Genomic DNA, 14,349 nt, shown 5'->3' with positions numbered 1-14,349 from the left:
TAATAAGATTTTAAAGAATCTCCTTTTGTTTTCTATTATTAAAATTCATTTTTAAACAATAAACCCTTGCGAGTAATTACTCGCAAGGGTTTATTGTTTAAAAATGAATCCTCAATTATGAAATAATCACATTTCATATTTTTTTGTAATCCTGTTAGTTTACTATTTAGAACTATTGATTTCTTTAACAATATCTTTGGTAGTAAAAACATGACTAGCGATCATCTGAAAGTTTACCACTGCTGCCTCATAGGCATTTAAACCTGGTAAAATAGCTCCTGCCGTAGCGTCTTTTACTACAGCTACATCAAAACCTGATTCTACAAGATCTCTCATATGTGATTCTGTACACAGGTTCGCAGACATACCTGCCAATATTACTTTACTATATCCATGTTTGCGTAATTGTAAAGCTAAATCATTGGATTCTGGCCCATATACTTTGTGAGGACTTGTTACAATTACATTATCCTTTTTAATATATTTTTTATACTTATCCAACCAATCTGCTCCAGAGCCTTCAAAACCTTCTGTAGATAATGCATCTTTTCTATCAAACATATTAATTTTATGCATTAATGCTTCTAGTGCTCCTTCTATTTCCCAGGTATGATCATGAGGATAATAATAATGTGGAGAAACAAAAACGGTAATGTTCTTTTGTTGTGCTACTCTAAATAATGCTTCGATATTATCAACAGTATTATTTGCTGTAACACTTTCTCCTACTACTCCCCAGGTTACACCGTTAGGACTTAAAAAATCGTTTTGAGGATCTGTAATTACAATGGCTGTATTTTGATCTACAGTAAATCCCGGATCAGGCAACTGTGCATATACACTTGTTAAACCTGATATGATTAATGTTACTATTATTACTAAATTTTTCATTGTCTTATTCTTTAGATTAATACTTAATTTGACAATGCAAAGATGGTGTAGAGAAGCAAGTCTTTGTTAGGTAACTATTCCCGAAGTGTTGGCAATTTTTCCTAGCTTACTTTTTCTTTGAATTCTGAAGGAGAAATCCCTTCCTGATTTTTAAAAAATCTACTAAATGCCTGGATATCCTCATACCCAATTTCGTAAGCGATTTCTTTTATTTGCATACTTGTATAGTGTAAAAGTCTTCTTGCTTCCAACATTTTACGATCTTGTATATATTGCAAAGGTGTTTTAGAGCCCATCTTTGAAAAAATATTAGACAATGTCTTTGGAGACTTATATAATAACTCGGCATACTCAGATACATGATGCTTTGTCTTGAAGTGTTGTTCTACCAAAAAATTAAACTCTCTTACAATATCAGAATCAGCTTTTTCATTGGGATAATTCTCTTTTGACTTATATATTCTGGCACAAAGAATCAAATACCTTTTAAGCATCATTTGCAACATTTCTATTTGCAAACTATCATTAGATTGCATCTCTATGGTAAACATTTTCCATAACGTCTCGAATTTGACTAATTCTTCTTCTGGAATTTGAATGATTGGTAATTGTGATGCCCCAAAGAATAAAATACCTTTACAACCTACCTCGGTATCATGATCAAGAATACAATAGAAAGGTCTATTAAATCTTAAAAATCTAATGCAGTCAATTTTTTCGATTACCACATTGTGAAACTCTGTTAAGAAAACAATTTCATTCTTAGAAAATGCCTGCTTTTTCCCATCAATTATGAGTTCATTGTAATCAGATTCAAACCATAAAATAGTTAGACTACTCTCTATAGTTTCATTTATTATTTTACTATTTTGATTATTAATGGTCTCTAATTGAAGATACTCCTTTATGTTTCCTAAAAATATCATACAAAGTAAGTTACGGTAATTCTGTTTCTTTTGTACCTTCTCGAATAAACGAATTAGTTAATTCTGGTTTATTTTGTGCTTTTCTGGTAAACAAATATATCCAAAATATCCTGGCATACTTATAATTTGTAGTGCTCAACAATACCGCACTCACAGATAAAATAATAAAGAAATGAACTGGTCTTGTTATAAAAAAACTACTTAACAAATAAATTATAATCCCTTCGGCAACGGTTAGGCCATAACTCACATACATTGCTCCATAAAAGTAACCCGGTTCAATCAAAAATTTATGATTACAATGCGGACATTTCTCATTCATTTTAGGCAATTGTAATGCAAACACTCCTCCTTTTTTAATAAAAACATCTCCTTCTTCACACTTTGAACATTTTCCCTTTAGGATATTTATCACGGTTTTCATAAAAACTATTATTTTTACTGCAAAATATGGACATTTTGGTGTTTTTATATTTCACTATTTACACTTTTATTTGTATAATTAAGACATTTATTACATCCTATGAATCTTCCTATTTTAGATATTACGCAATTTCACGATACCGGAAGTGTTGAAAATTTTTATGCAAATGACTTTGCAACTCATCTATTAAATAATCGAGATATCCTATCTCATCCGCACAAGCATAATTTTTATCTTTCTGTTTTATTTATTGAAGGAAGTGGAGTTCACGAAATTGATTTTGAATCGTACCCAATTAAACCCGGTAGTATTTTTCTTTTGAGGCCTGGTCAGACACATTTTTGGAAATTTAATACAAAAGGAAAAGGGTATATTATTTTTCATTCTAAGGAATTTTACGAAACCAGAGGGCAGAATAAAAATCTTTCTATTTTTCCGTTTTTTTTCTCAAATCAAAACTCTCCCTGTATCTATCTGGATAAAAAGACACAGACATTGATTGAGCCTCTTTTTATTTCTATTTTAAATGAATCTCGATCTAATGCACTATTAAAAAAACAGAAGTTAGTTAACCTTATTGATCTCATTTATATAGAATTATCACGTCTTGTTCTAAAGGACAATTTTGAAGACCTGGTAAATTCTAAAAATCTTACGATGAAACTACATAAGTTTGAACAATTGATAGAAGAAAAATATAAGAGGCAAAAATCTGCTATTGCCTATGCAGAATTCATGAATATAAGTGTAAAACACCTAAATCGAATATGCAAAGAGACCATCGGCAAAACGACAACAGATCTTATTTTAGAAAGAGTTATTCTGGAAGCTAAAAGACAAATTCTATACTCAGAAAATAATCTAACAGAGATCGCCTGGGATTTAGGATATGATGACTATTCTCATTTTTCAAAATTATTTAAACAAAAAAGCGGTATATCTCCTTCTCAATTTCAAAAAATGTATCTAAAAAAAACTTAAGTTTTTATTCTTGCATCACATTTCGATTTTTTGCTCAAATATTTCCTGTGGTATGATTTATTTATGAATAAGTTACTATTTTTGCATAGCAAATCCCTACTATGAAATACACTAATCCACTGCTAATCTGCATTTTATTAGCCTTTACATTCTCTATTTACGCTCAGGACTCTCTTGACATGCAAGATTCTCAAAATGTTGGTGATACACTAGACACTAAGCCCGAAATGACCACCTGGCAAATGATAAAGCATGATGGTGTGTCTGTATATGGTGGTGTAAAACATGTTTATACAGGTCCATTAAGATGGAAGGGAAAAGATTGGTTAACTTTTGGTGGAGTTATTGCTGGGAATGCCATTCTTTTGGCAGTAGATGAGCCTGCCAATGATGTTTTCAGAAAACAAGGCGATGGGGTTCCCGACCTTATAAAAGAAGCTGGTTTTAGATTTGGAAAACCCTTGTTAAACTATGGTTTAACGACTAGCGTTTATACTTTAGGACTTATTACAAAAAATGAAAAAATTAGACGAACCGGCGTTCTTCTTATTGCATCTGCAACTGCGGGAGGGCTTCTTCAAACGTTAGGAAAAACTGCTGTAGGTCGTGCACGACCCTTAGAAGGCGAGGGAAACTTAAGTTTTCGTTTTTGGTCTAATGAAGCTGGATATCATTCTTTTCCTTCTGGGCATGCAATTTTGGCGTTTACTACAGCACATGCATTTGCTAAACAATTTGATAACTTGTTTGTAAAGGGAGGAATTTATGCTCTGGGCTTGATCACTCCGGTTTCGCGATTATGGGATGGAGCACATTGGTTGACCGATGTAACACTTGGGATAGTAATGAGTGTATTTATTGTTGACAGTGTTGATAATTATCTAAAGAAGGATAAACGTTATGCTTTTGGCTCTAAAAAACACAAAATCCGATGGAATTTACGAGTAGGCGTTAGACAAATAGGTGTTGTTGGTAGGTTTTAACCTATTTCACACAAGTTCTTTTTCATAATAAGTAGCAGCACCCTGTAATCACAAATCAAGATATCTATTTTCGGTTTCAAGTAGGGTTTTATCCCAATTTAGATATTTACCTCTGCTGATAATTTAATGGGTAGAATCTCTTAAAATTAAAGATGTTTTAACGATTTCGGTATTCGTTTTGTGGTTTTCAACAAAATCATCAAGTTGGTTTACTAAAATCTGAGCAGCTTTTACTCCTAAGTCCTCGGCATGTTGAGAAACGGTTGTAAGTTTTGGGTACGAATACTTAGATAATAATCCGTCGGTAAACCCTATAACCGAAATATCTTCTGGGATTTTATACCCTAATTTATGCGACATATTTATAGTGATAGCAGCAGCCGTTTCGTCTAATCCTAGAACTGCATCAATATCATTGTTCTTAAGAAATTTCTCTATTTCGTGTTCATTATTATTAGAATCCTTTACTACCAATTCTATTAAGGATAGCTGATCATTAACACCTACAGCTTCTCTTGCCCCTTCTAAACGCAAATTGGCTACACTTAGACCACCGATTGTTGTAATTATGGCTATCTTCTTACAACCCGTATCAATAAGATATTTTGCAGCTGTTTTTGAAGCTTGTTTATCATCAACAATCACTTTATCACATTCGATCTCTTCTGTTACTCTATCAAACATTACTATCGGTACATTATCTCTTTTTAACTCTTTAAAATGTTCGAATTTATTGAGAACCTGAGTTTCCTGACTTAGTGATACAATAAACCCATCGACACTACTATAGTTTAGCATCTCTACATACTCTACTTCTTTTTTATACGATTCATTTGTAATGCAGGTCACAATTTTATATCCATTTTCTGAAGCTTCCTGTTCAATTCCGTAAAGAACTTTTGCAAAAAAATGATTGAGGATTTCGGGTAATATTACTCCTATCGTCTTGGTTTTATTGCTTTTTAAACTTACTGCCAGTGCATTTGGTTTATAATTATAAAAATCTGCAAGTTCATGCACTCTGGTAATTGTTTTTTGACTAATCTCTGAATCGTTTTTTAACGATTTTGAAACTGTAGAAATAGAAAGATTTAATTCTCTGGCAAGTTGTTTTAGGGTTACTTTTTTCCTCATAGCTTCAATTTTGGCTTCATAGTATTAGAAGAAGAACTGTCGAACTTCAACGCCTAAATTAAGCTTTTTTCTTAACGTAATATTAATATAGTGATGAGTTTGTAGTGTAATTCCTATATTTTTGCCAAAAAAATAGTTCATTTATTAATTAGGGTTTTTTATCTTACATATCTTTAAGAATTCACATACTTTTTAAAGAAATAAACAATTTCTAATGTAAGTATAATATGCCATCAACGACATAATATTGCATGTCTGTAACTCAAAAAAAATAATCCCATATGTCAAAAACATATTATGACCCTGCCGACTTAAGAAAATTTGGAAAAATCACCGAGTGGAGTGAAGAATTAGGTACTAAATTCTTTGATTACTACGGTAAGGTTTTTGAAGAAGGAGCGCTAAGCGCTCGAGAAAAATCATTAATTGCACTTGCTGTTTCTCATGTTGTAAAATGCCCATATTGTATCGATGCTTATACCAAGGACGGGCTACAACGAGGGATTACAAAAGAAGAAATGATGGAGGCAGTACATGCCGGCGCTGCTATAGAAAGTGGTGCTACTTTGGTTCATGGAGTACAGATGATGAATAAATATGATAAGCTTTCTATGTAGGTGAATTTGGATATATAGAAGAAGTAAAGCTTTATAAGTCTAAATACTAGCTTGTATTGAAAGGTAAGTGAAACCAAAAAAGATCACCCAAATTAGATTAGCCCCAAAAGAAATATAACCCAAGAACAGAAGATGTCAGAAGTTAAATCAAAACAATCTTTACATAAACGAAATGATCAGTTAGCAAATGCAAACAGACAACTAGAAATCCTAAACAACGGTATTTTTGCTAGTGGTGAACTCCCTCGGTTTTCTGATAAAATTGCAGAAATTGGTCACTCTACTTTGCGCCCTAATAAGTTAGAAATTTTGCAAATTAATGTAGGGTATATGTGCAATCAGGTTTGTGAACATTGTCATGTAGATGCAGGTCCTGATCGTAAAGAAATTATGACTAGGGAAACCATGCAGCAATGCCTGGATGTTATAAAAAAAACCGGAGCCCATACTTTGGATTTAACAGGAGGAGCTCCCGAAATGAATCCTAACTTTAGATGGTTTGTAGAAGAAGCAAGTAAAGCAGGAATCAAAGATTTTATTGTACGTAGTAATCTTACGATTATTAGAGCAAATAAAAAATATTATGATCTTCCTGATTTTTTCAAAAAACATAATGTACATGTAGTCTCTTCTATGCCCCACTGGACCAGAGGAAAAACAGATAAACAACGTGGTAGTGGTGTTTTTGACAAATCTATAAAAGCACTTCAGGAGCTTAATGACAGAGGGTATGGTATGCCAGATAGTGGCTTAAGGCTAGATTTGGTATACAATCCTTCGGGAGCATTTTTACCGGGAGATCAGGCTTCAATGGAGAAAGATTTTAAAAAGGCATTGTTAGAAGATTTCAATATCCAATTCCATAATCTTTTTGCAATTACCAATTTACCTATCAGTAGGTTTTTGGATTACCTAATTGCTTCAGAAAATTACGAAGATTATATGTATGCTTTGGTAGAAGCATATAATCCGGCTGCTGTAGCAAATGTAATGTGTACTAATACAATCTCTGTAAGTTGGGATGGATGGTTATATGATTGTGATTTTAATCAGATGTTAGATCTTAAAGTAGCCAGTAAAGTAAAACATATAAGTGAGTATAACGAAGAATTACTTCAGGACAGAAATATTATCATTTCGCAACATTGTTATGGGTGTACAGCCGGAGCAGGAAGTAGTTGCCAGGGAACAGTGGCCTAATATTTCTTGAAACCCAAAATGAGGATTTTTATACTTTCAATATCATTCTTTTTTTCTGTTATAGCTAGTGCTCAGAATTCGTTAGATGAATTACTACGTCTATACAATAACGAAAGTATTCCTTATATTTCGGTTTCAACATTAAAAACTATTCAGGATACAGTACTAGTTCTGGACGCAAGAGAGCGAAAAGAATATCAGATCAGTCATTTAAAAGAGGCAATTCATGTTGGGTATGATAACTTCAAAATAGATTCTATTACAAAACAACCGATTCCAAAAAACTCACATATAGTTGTCTATTGCAGTATTGGCATTCGATCAGAAGATATCTCAGAGCAGCTTAAAAAAGCTGGATATACTAATGTTTATAATTTGTATGGGGGTATTTTTGAATGGAAAAATAGAGGCCTGCCTATTCTAAACGCTAAAGAAGAATTAACAGATGAAGTCCATACCTATTCTGCAGAATGGAGTAAATGGCTATTTAAAGGAAAAAAAATCTATTCAAATTGAAAGAAAAAAATCTACTTCTAATCTTTACCCGAAATCCAGAATTGGGTAAATGTAAAACCCGGCTAGCAGCCACTATTGGAAATCAGGCAGCATTGGATATCTATAAATTTCTGCTACAACATACAGTTGAAATTACTAAAAATCTAGATGTTCATAAAGAAGTTCATTATTCTGTGAAAATAAGAGATAATGACTCTTGGAGTCCTGAGATTTATACTAAAAAACAGCAGATTGGAGATGATTTGGGACAGCGAATGGAGTATGCTTTTGAAGCAGGTTTTGCTAATGGATATCAAAATATTATCATTATCGGAAGTGATCTGTATGATGTAACCCAAAAAGATATTGAAAATGCATTTCTGGCTTTGGCATCTCATGAATATGTAATTGGTCCCGCAGAAGATGGAGGATACTATTTATTTGGAATGAAATCCTTAAATTCACAAGTTTTTAAAAACAAAACCTGGGGAACAGAAACTGTTCTTAAGGATACATTAAAAAATATTCAAAACGAAAACCTAAAATTATTAGAAGAACGCAATGATATTGATTATTATGAAGATATTAAAGACATTGCAGTTTTTCAAAAATTTCTAAGCTAACAAACAATATGATCAAATACATCGAAGAAACCACAGAATTCCTTCAGAAAAAAGGCTTTGAAAATCCTGAAATAGGAATTATACTAGGAACAGGATTAGGACAATTAATTAATGAAATAGAAGTCATTAAAGAAGTAAGTTATAATCATATTCCTAATTTCCCGACAGCTACTGTAGAGTTTCATAAAGGAAAACTAATTTATGGAAAACTAGGAGGCAAAAATGTAATCGTTATGCAAGGGCGTTTTCATCTTTATGAAGGGTATTCGCTTCAGGATGTGACCTATCCGGTACGCATCATGCACAAACTGGGGATCAAAACATTATTAGTTTCTAATGCTTCTGGAGCTGTTAATCTCAATTTCAAAAAAGGAGAATTAATGCTTATCGATGATCATATTAACTTACAAGGAGGTTCGCCTTTGGCTTTTAAAGGTGTAGAACAATTAGGAAGTCGTTTTACAGATATGAGTGCTCCTTATAATGCAGATATAAATGCAAAACTCGAATCTATTGCCAAAGAAAATAACATCAATCTTCACAAAGGAGTATATACCTCTGTAGTGGGTCCTCAACTCGAGACTCGTGCAGAGTATCGTTATCTTAAAATTATCGGTGCCGATGCAGTAGGAATGAGTACGGTTCCCGAAGTGATTGTTGCTAATCATCTGGATCTTTCTGTAGCTGCTGTTTCTGTTCTTACCGACGAATGTGATCCCGATAATTTAAAACCGATCAATATTGATGAAATTATTGCAATGGCAGGAAAAGCAGAGCCAGAAATGATTCTATTATTTAAAGAATTAATAAAATCATTGTAAACAGTAGTGAAAGTTTTTTCCTCGCTTTTCGACAAAACTGATTATAACCCAAAATAACTTATATTTCCTTCTTAATTGGAAACGACAAAAATTAATATATGAGCTACTTAAATACCACTCACGATGTGTATAAAGAAGCAGCATTAACTCCAGATATAGGTTTATGCTGTACTACTAACCCTATCTGGGAACTACCCGGGCTTAAAATCCCTAAAATTATGCAGGAAATGAATTATGGCTGTGGTAGTACGGTAAATGCACGTGATTTGACTAATTCTCCAAAAACCTTATATGTAGGTGTTGGAGGTGGAATGGAATTATTACAATTCTCATATTTTTCTCGTCAGAAAAGTGGTGTTATAGGAATTGATGTTGTTAATGAAATGTTGGAAGCTTCTCGTAAGAATTTTGAAGAAGCCGAAGCTCAAAATGACTGGTTTAAAAGTGAATTCGTTGATCTAAGGTATGGAGATGCCCTTAATCTTCCTGTAGAAGATAATAGTATCGATGTTGCTGCACAAAACTGCTTGTTTAATATTTTTAAGGCAGATGATCTTCGAAAAGCAATCGAAGAAATGTATCGTGTATTAAAACCACATGGAAGATTGGTTATGAGTGATCCAACTTGCGAACAACCGATGAATGATACACTACGTAACGATGAGCGATTAAGAGCTTTATGCTTAAGCGGGAGTTTACCTATTGCAGAATATGTAAAAGCACTAACCGATGTAGGTTTTGGTACTATAGAAATTAGGGCACGTAAACCTTACAGAATTTTGGATCCCAAACATTATGATACCGATGAATTGATCTATATTGAATCTATAGAAGTAGCAGCAATCAAAGATCCAATGCCAAAAGATGGCCCTTGTGTATTTACAGGAAAAGCAGCAATATACTACGGAGACGAAGATTATTTTGATGATAAAAAAGGACACGTATTACTAAAAAATCAACCCATAGCAATATGCGATAAAACTGCTAGTGCCATAGCTGATTTAAACAGAGATGATATATTTATTAGCGAATCTACCTACCATTATGATGGAGGTGGGTGCTGTTAAAAGCGAGGGCTAATTAACTATAACCTGAGAAGTCGAAGACAAGTATTTGCCTTCGGCTTCTTTTTTTGTTTTCTTTTATCGATACTGTAAGGTAACTCAAAACAATACGTCGGATTATGGACAATTAATTCTTAACTACATACATCCCGATGATATTGATTCTTCTTTTTATTGCTGCTTGTTTTTTGGCGTATAGTAATGGTGCTAATGATAATTTTAAAGGTGTTGCCACACTATTCGGAAGTGGAACTACGAATTACAAAAAAGCAATAAATTGGGCTACAATAACAACATTCTCAGGTTCTGTCGCTGCTATCTTTTTAGCAGAAGAACTGGTAAAAAACTTTTCTGGAAAAGGACTGGTGCCTAACGAATTAATCCAAATGCCAATTTTTGCAATCTCTATTGCTCTTGGAGCTGCTTTTACCGTATTTATGGCTACAAAAATAGGAATGCCAATATCAACAACTCATAGCCTAGTAGGTGCCCTTTTTGGTGCTGGAGTAATGGCCATTGGTACCGAGTTTAATTTTACAAAACTCGGAAAAACGTTTTTAGTTCCTCTTATTGTAAGTCCATTAATGGCAGCCGTATTAAGTTTATTATTGTATATCATGTTTAGATATATCAGGAAAAAACTTAATATCACAAAAAACAGTGGTATCTATATTGATAAAAAACAAGAAGCAGAGGCCATACCAGTTTCTGCACATCATATGAATACAGTTGCTGCAGAAACCAAGATTACAACTTCTATCCGCCACACCAAAGTAGAGACCTATAATGGAAAATTATTAGGTGTTAATTCACAGAAAATATTAGACAGTTTACATTACCTAAGTGCCGGGATTGTTAGTTTTGCACGAGGACTTAATGATACTCCTAAAATTGTGGGCTTACTGTTAATCATTAATGCTTTGGATATTAAATGGGGAATGATTGCTGTTGCCGTAACTATGGCATTAGGAGGACTCATAAACGCCAAGAAAGTTGGTGTTATTATGAGTAAGAAAATCACACCTATGAATTCTGGGCAAGGGTTTACAGCTAACATGATTACAGGTCTATTAGTAACCACAGCAAGTATTCATGGTTTACCCGTTTCTACAACACATGTATCTGTTGGTTCTATATTTGGGATTGGTACCGTAACCAAAAAAGCAAATCCTAAGATGATTTCTAAAATATTATTATCCTGGGTACTTACACTTCCGATAGCAGCTATTGCGAGTGGATTATTATTTAAATTGCTTCAAATTATACTATAGTTAAGTTTCAAAAATTTATGAAGTTTGATTAAATCCATAAGAGTTTTAAAATCAATAAATTGTTATCTTTAGAAAGCAAATCATTTTAAAGATAAAATATCATGGATAGAAGACAATGGTTAAAATCTACTTCGTTGGGAGGCAGTTTCGCATTATTAGGAGGTATAGGGATCACTAATGCATTAACATTAGACGAAATCAATACATTCAATCCCAGACCACTATCAAAACATATACGATTAAGTTCTAATGAGAACCCTTATGGCCCTTCAGAAAAAGTAAGAAAAGCTATTATAGCTGCTTTTGATCATAGCTGTAGATATCCATATGCATATGCCGATGAATTAGCTACAATTTTAGCTCAAAAAGAAGGAGTAACCAAAGATCATATTATCATCTGTGGTGGTTCTACAGAAGGTTTAAAAATCACAGGGCTTACTTTTGCTGCAAATGGAGGAGAAATTATTGCCGGGAAGCCCACTTTTCTGGCTATGATGACATATGCTAAGCGATGGGGAGCAGCCGTAAACTGGGTACCAGTAGGTGATGATAAAGGGTACGATATGGCCGAGATCGAAAAACGAATTTCTTCAAAAACAAAACTAGTTTTTCTCTGCAACCCCAACAACCCAACTTCTACTATTCTTCCTTCAGAAAAGTTAATAGATTTTTGTGATGCTATTAGTAATAAGACTATTTTATTTAGTGATGAAGCTTATTATGACTATATCGAAGATCCTAATTATCCTTCGATGGTCGAACTCGTAAAACAAGAAAAAGATGTCATCGTATCCAGAACATTTTCGAAAGTATATGGTATGGCAGGGCTTCGTATTGGTTATCTTATTGCAAAACCAGCTTTAGCAGAAAAGCTTCGAAGAAATATGGTAGCTTATAGTAATGTTCCCGCTATTGCTGCAGCTAAAGAAGCATTAAATGATAAGGAATTTTATACTTTTAGCCTACAAAAGACCCGGGAAGCGAAAGAAATGATTTATAAAACTTTGGATACTTTTAAACTACCTTATGTAAAATCGCATACCAACTTCATCTTCTTTAAATCTGGAAAAGATATACGCACATTACATAAACAAATGTTAGAAAAAGGAGTCTTAATTGGTAGACCGTTTCCTCCTTTCTTTGATTGGTGTAGAATAAGTACAGGAACTATCGAAGAGGTTACACTTTTTACCCAGGCGTTAGCCAGTCTTTATGAGTAATTTATATAATATTATTATAGATTAGATGCTACATTTAAAGCCATCATTTTTTAAAGAAACAAATCGCATAACGCACTACAAATAGTCTATTAACCCATTAAATATTAGTTTTTTACCCCTTGATCACTATTTGTATAATACTTTATTTTAAGTTCGAATATTAATAAAAAAAAACGAGTATGGACTTAGGAGAAGTAAAAATTGCAGTTGGTATCAACGTAGATATTATTAAGGGGATTGTTACTCATTTATATGCTACAGAAGTTATTCCTTCATCATTTGAATTTGGAGATATTCAAATTCAAATCAATGAACCAACAATAGAGGTTAGAGAGCCTGCCACTAACAATGCCAGGCTAGGTTTACATATTACCGGTGAGTTTAAGAATGGAGATTCTGATGCTTCTCCATTTGATATTTGGATGAAACTTAGACCTTTTGTAAGAAGTGTTTCTGGTTCATCTCCCGTTGCAGCATTATCTGTTGATGAAGTAGAAGAAGCTACTCCAGAAGATATCGGTGGACTTGTAGGTACATTTGCTACTGGTTTAATCGATGATATCTTACAAAATATGGATATTCCTATTTATAATTCGCTGATCGGAGGAATAGAAGGGTCTGTTTTTGAAGAAGATGAAATTCCTAACCGATCCACCTGGAATACTGATTTCTATCTAGGAGCTATCTCACAAATAGAACATGTACAGGTTGGGTTTCCACCGGGACAGCCACAAAATCCACAAGTAAACGATAGTACGATGTTGGACACTACTCCTGCATTAATCGCCACATTAGCATTACCCGGGGAATCTGCTCAAATGCCTGAAAATCATTCTATAGTTCCAGAAAATACCGGAATTCAAATTGTTATATCCAGAGATGCTATGGATACTGTATTGGCCAAAAAAGCAGAAGAAAAAGTAGGAGAAAGTATTGAAGGAGCTACTATAAATGCGATGCAAATGAGTATGCATGATTTAGGAATTGAGATAAGTGGTGAAGCCGAAAAATCGGGGGCAACCATAGAATGGGATGGGGTTTTACTTTTATTTTTCAGAAAATTTTATAATGTAAAAGGCTCTATTCGCTGGCATGATGGATTTGTAAATGTATTTACCAGTGGAATTGATGTTGATGTAGACATCCCTTGGTATATCAAACTGTTGAGAGCATTTTTATTTGTTTTAGGGCCTATTGGCTGGATACTTGATGCTACTTTGATTGCTCCAAAAATTAGTGAGGCAGACGAAGCACCTGATCTTGTACGAGGAGCTTTTAGAGAAGAGGTCGGTGAAGCACTTCGGGACATGATTGGTAATGTCGGAGGGCTTTCTGGAGAAGATGAAATTCCTTTTATGGATTTTGGGCAAGATTCCTGGGTTCTTAATGGGCATTACACACATAGTATTCTTGCTTTTTCAGGGCTTAATCGCGATGAAATAGATAATGTAGAACACGATGTATTCGAAATAGAAGGAGCTCACGGTTCTTCGGTAGGAATGATTAACCTGGCTAGTGGATATCGACTTCATCCCGAAGAATTGGGCAGATTATTAAAGAAAGGTATTATGGAGATCCCTAATGTACATGGTGTAGAGGCCGATTTTGGATTCTATGTTAGAACTAATCCTAATGATGATACTTCAGATAACTTAGTCGATCCATTAGAGATTCATACAGATTGATGATCTATAGTTCT

General features: G+C 33.7%; 15 protein-coding genes. 11 read left to right on the top strand and 4 right to left on the bottom strand.

Annotation, left to right across the window (positions count from 1 at the left end):
* Positions 1 to 162: 162 nt before the first annotated feature.
* The 3 genes from DK441_RS07185 to DK441_RS07175 form a co-directional block, all read right to left on the bottom strand.
* Positions 163 to 891 carry an isochorismatase family protein gene (locus DK441_RS07185; protein ID WP_109098116.1) on the bottom strand — a complete coding sequence of 243 codons (729 nt, stop codon included), beginning with the start codon at positions 889 to 891 and terminating at the stop codon, positions 163 to 165.
* Between the two features lie 101 nt (positions 892 to 992).
* Positions 993 to 1,817: an AraC family transcriptional regulator gene (locus DK441_RS07180; protein ID WP_035094620.1), complete on the bottom strand. Its 825-nt coding sequence runs from the start codon at positions 1,815 to 1,817 to the stop codon at positions 993 to 995.
* Between the two features lie 10 nt (positions 1,818 to 1,827).
* Positions 1,828 to 2,241, bottom strand: a complete 414-nt coding sequence (locus DK441_RS07175) for a DUF983 domain-containing protein (RefSeq protein WP_109098115.1) — start codon at positions 2,239 to 2,241, stop codon at positions 1,828 to 1,830.
* A 99-nt stretch (positions 2,242 to 2,340) separates the two neighbouring features.
* Here DK441_RS07175 and DK441_RS07170 point away from each other — a divergent pair, with 99 nt between their 5' ends.
* Both DK441_RS07170 and DK441_RS07165 read left to right on the top strand, forming a co-directional pair.
* Positions 2,341 to 3,222, top strand: coding sequence for an AraC family transcriptional regulator (locus DK441_RS07170; RefSeq protein WP_109098114.1), 882 nt, complete (start codon positions 2,341 to 2,343; stop codon positions 3,220 to 3,222).
* Between the two features lie 101 nt (positions 3,223 to 3,323).
* The gene (locus DK441_RS07165) at positions 3,324 to 4,205 is read left to right on the top strand and encodes a phosphatase PAP2 family protein (RefSeq protein ID WP_109098113.1); all 882 of its coding nucleotides are present in this window, start codon (positions 3,324 to 3,326) and stop codon (positions 4,203 to 4,205) included.
* Positions 4,206 to 4,328: 123 nt separating this feature from the next.
* Here DK441_RS07165 and DK441_RS07160 read toward each other — a convergent pair whose 3' ends face one another.
* Complete coding sequence (locus DK441_RS07160) at positions 4,329 to 5,339, bottom strand: LacI family DNA-binding transcriptional regulator (RefSeq protein ID WP_109098112.1); 1,011 nt, start codon at positions 5,337 to 5,339, stop codon at positions 4,329 to 4,331.
* Between the two features lie 281 nt (positions 5,340 to 5,620).
* On the opposite strand from DK441_RS07160, the gene DK441_RS07155 reads away from it, so the two are divergent.
* From DK441_RS07155 to DK441_RS07115, 9 genes are all read left to right on the top strand, one after another.
* Positions 5,621 to 5,956 (top strand): arsenosugar biosynthesis-associated peroxidase-like protein, encoded by a 336-nt coding sequence (locus DK441_RS07155; protein WP_024771685.1) that lies wholly within the window; start codon positions 5,621 to 5,623, stop codon positions 5,954 to 5,956.
* 132 nt (positions 5,957 to 6,088) lie between these two features.
* On the top strand, positions 6,089 to 7,156 hold the full coding sequence (gene arsS / locus DK441_RS07150) for an arsenosugar biosynthesis radical SAM (seleno)protein ArsS (RefSeq protein ID WP_109098111.1): 1,068 nt from the start codon (positions 6,089 to 6,091) through the stop codon (positions 7,154 to 7,156).
* A gap of 18 nt (positions 7,157 to 7,174) precedes the next feature.
* Positions 7,175 to 7,672 (top strand): rhodanese-like domain-containing protein, encoded by a 498-nt coding sequence (locus DK441_RS07145; protein WP_109098110.1) that lies wholly within the window; start codon positions 7,175 to 7,177, stop codon positions 7,670 to 7,672.
* A complete protein-coding gene (locus DK441_RS07140; RefSeq protein WP_109098109.1) occupies positions 7,669 to 8,274 on the top strand; it encodes a TIGR04282 family arsenosugar biosynthesis glycosyltransferase in 606 nt (201 codons plus the stop codon). Before DK441_RS07145 ends, DK441_RS07140 begins: the two co-directional genes overlap by 4 nt.
* A gap of 8 nt (positions 8,275 to 8,282) precedes the next feature.
* On the top strand, positions 8,283 to 9,095 hold the full coding sequence (locus DK441_RS07135) for a purine-nucleoside phosphorylase (protein ID WP_109098108.1): 813 nt from the start codon (positions 8,283 to 8,285) through the stop codon (positions 9,093 to 9,095).
* Between the two features lie 98 nt (positions 9,096 to 9,193).
* On the top strand, positions 9,194 to 10,162 hold the full coding sequence (gene arsM, locus DK441_RS07130; protein WP_109098107.1) for an arsenosugar biosynthesis arsenite methyltransferase ArsM: 969 nt from the start codon (positions 9,194 to 9,196) through the stop codon (positions 10,160 to 10,162).
* 149 nt (positions 10,163 to 10,311) lie between these two features.
* A complete protein-coding gene (locus DK441_RS07125) occupies positions 10,312 to 11,430 on the top strand; it encodes an inorganic phosphate transporter (RefSeq protein WP_109098106.1) in 1,119 nt (372 codons plus the stop codon).
* Positions 11,431 to 11,531: 101 nt separating this feature from the next.
* Positions 11,532 to 12,650 (top strand): histidinol-phosphate transaminase, encoded by a 1,119-nt coding sequence (locus DK441_RS07120; RefSeq protein WP_109098105.1) that lies wholly within the window; start codon positions 11,532 to 11,534, stop codon positions 12,648 to 12,650.
* 179 nt (positions 12,651 to 12,829) lie between these two features.
* Positions 12,830 to 14,335 carry a hypothetical protein gene (locus DK441_RS07115; protein ID WP_109098104.1) on the top strand — a complete coding sequence of 502 codons (1,506 nt, stop codon included), beginning with the start codon at positions 12,830 to 12,832 and terminating at the stop codon, positions 14,333 to 14,335.
* Positions 14,336 to 14,349: the final 14 nt, after the last annotated feature.

The sequence above is a fragment of the Aquimarina sp. AU58 genome, assembly GCF_900312745.1.
Lineage (GTDB): Bacteria > Bacteroidota > Bacteroidia > Flavobacteriales > Flavobacteriaceae > Aquimarina > Aquimarina spinulae.
This window is presented reverse-complemented; position numbering and strand designations above follow the sequence as displayed.

Coding starts and splice junctions, on each gene's coding strand:
- DK441_RS07185 (WP_109098116.1), bottom strand. CDS start 891: ATGAAAAATTTAGTAATAATAGTAACATTAATCATATCAGGTTTAACA.
- DK441_RS07180 (WP_035094620.1), bottom strand. CDS start 1,817: ATGATATTTTTAGGAAACATAAAGGAGTATCTTCAATTAGAGACCATT.
- DK441_RS07175 (WP_109098115.1), bottom strand. CDS start 2,241: ATGAAAACCGTGATAAATATCCTAAAGGGAAAATGTTCAAAGTGTGAA.
- DK441_RS07170 (WP_109098114.1), top strand. CDS start 2,341: ATGAATCTTCCTATTTTAGATATTACGCAATTTCACGATACCGGAAGT.
- DK441_RS07165 (WP_109098113.1), top strand. CDS start 3,324: ATGAAATACACTAATCCACTGCTAATCTGCATTTTATTAGCCTTTACA.
- DK441_RS07160 (WP_109098112.1), bottom strand. CDS start 5,339: ATGAGGAAAAAAGTAACCCTAAAACAACTTGCCAGAGAATTAAATCTT.
- DK441_RS07155 (WP_024771685.1), top strand. CDS start 5,621: ATGTCAAAAACATATTATGACCCTGCCGACTTAAGAAAATTTGGAAAA.
- arsS (WP_109098111.1), top strand. CDS start 6,089: ATGTCAGAAGTTAAATCAAAACAATCTTTACATAAACGAAATGATCAG.
- DK441_RS07145 (WP_109098110.1), top strand. CDS start 7,175: ATGAGGATTTTTATACTTTCAATATCATTCTTTTTTTCTGTTATAGCT.
- DK441_RS07135 (WP_109098108.1), top strand. CDS start 8,283: ATGATCAAATACATCGAAGAAACCACAGAATTCCTTCAGAAAAAAGGC.
- arsM (WP_109098107.1), top strand. CDS start 9,194: ATGAGCTACTTAAATACCACTCACGATGTGTATAAAGAAGCAGCATTA.
- DK441_RS07125 (WP_109098106.1), top strand. CDS start 10,312: ATGATATTGATTCTTCTTTTTATTGCTGCTTGTTTTTTGGCGTATAGT.
- DK441_RS07120 (WP_109098105.1), top strand. CDS start 11,532: ATGGATAGAAGACAATGGTTAAAATCTACTTCGTTGGGAGGCAGTTTC.
- DK441_RS07115 (WP_109098104.1), top strand. CDS start 12,830: ATGGACTTAGGAGAAGTAAAAATTGCAGTTGGTATCAACGTAGATATT.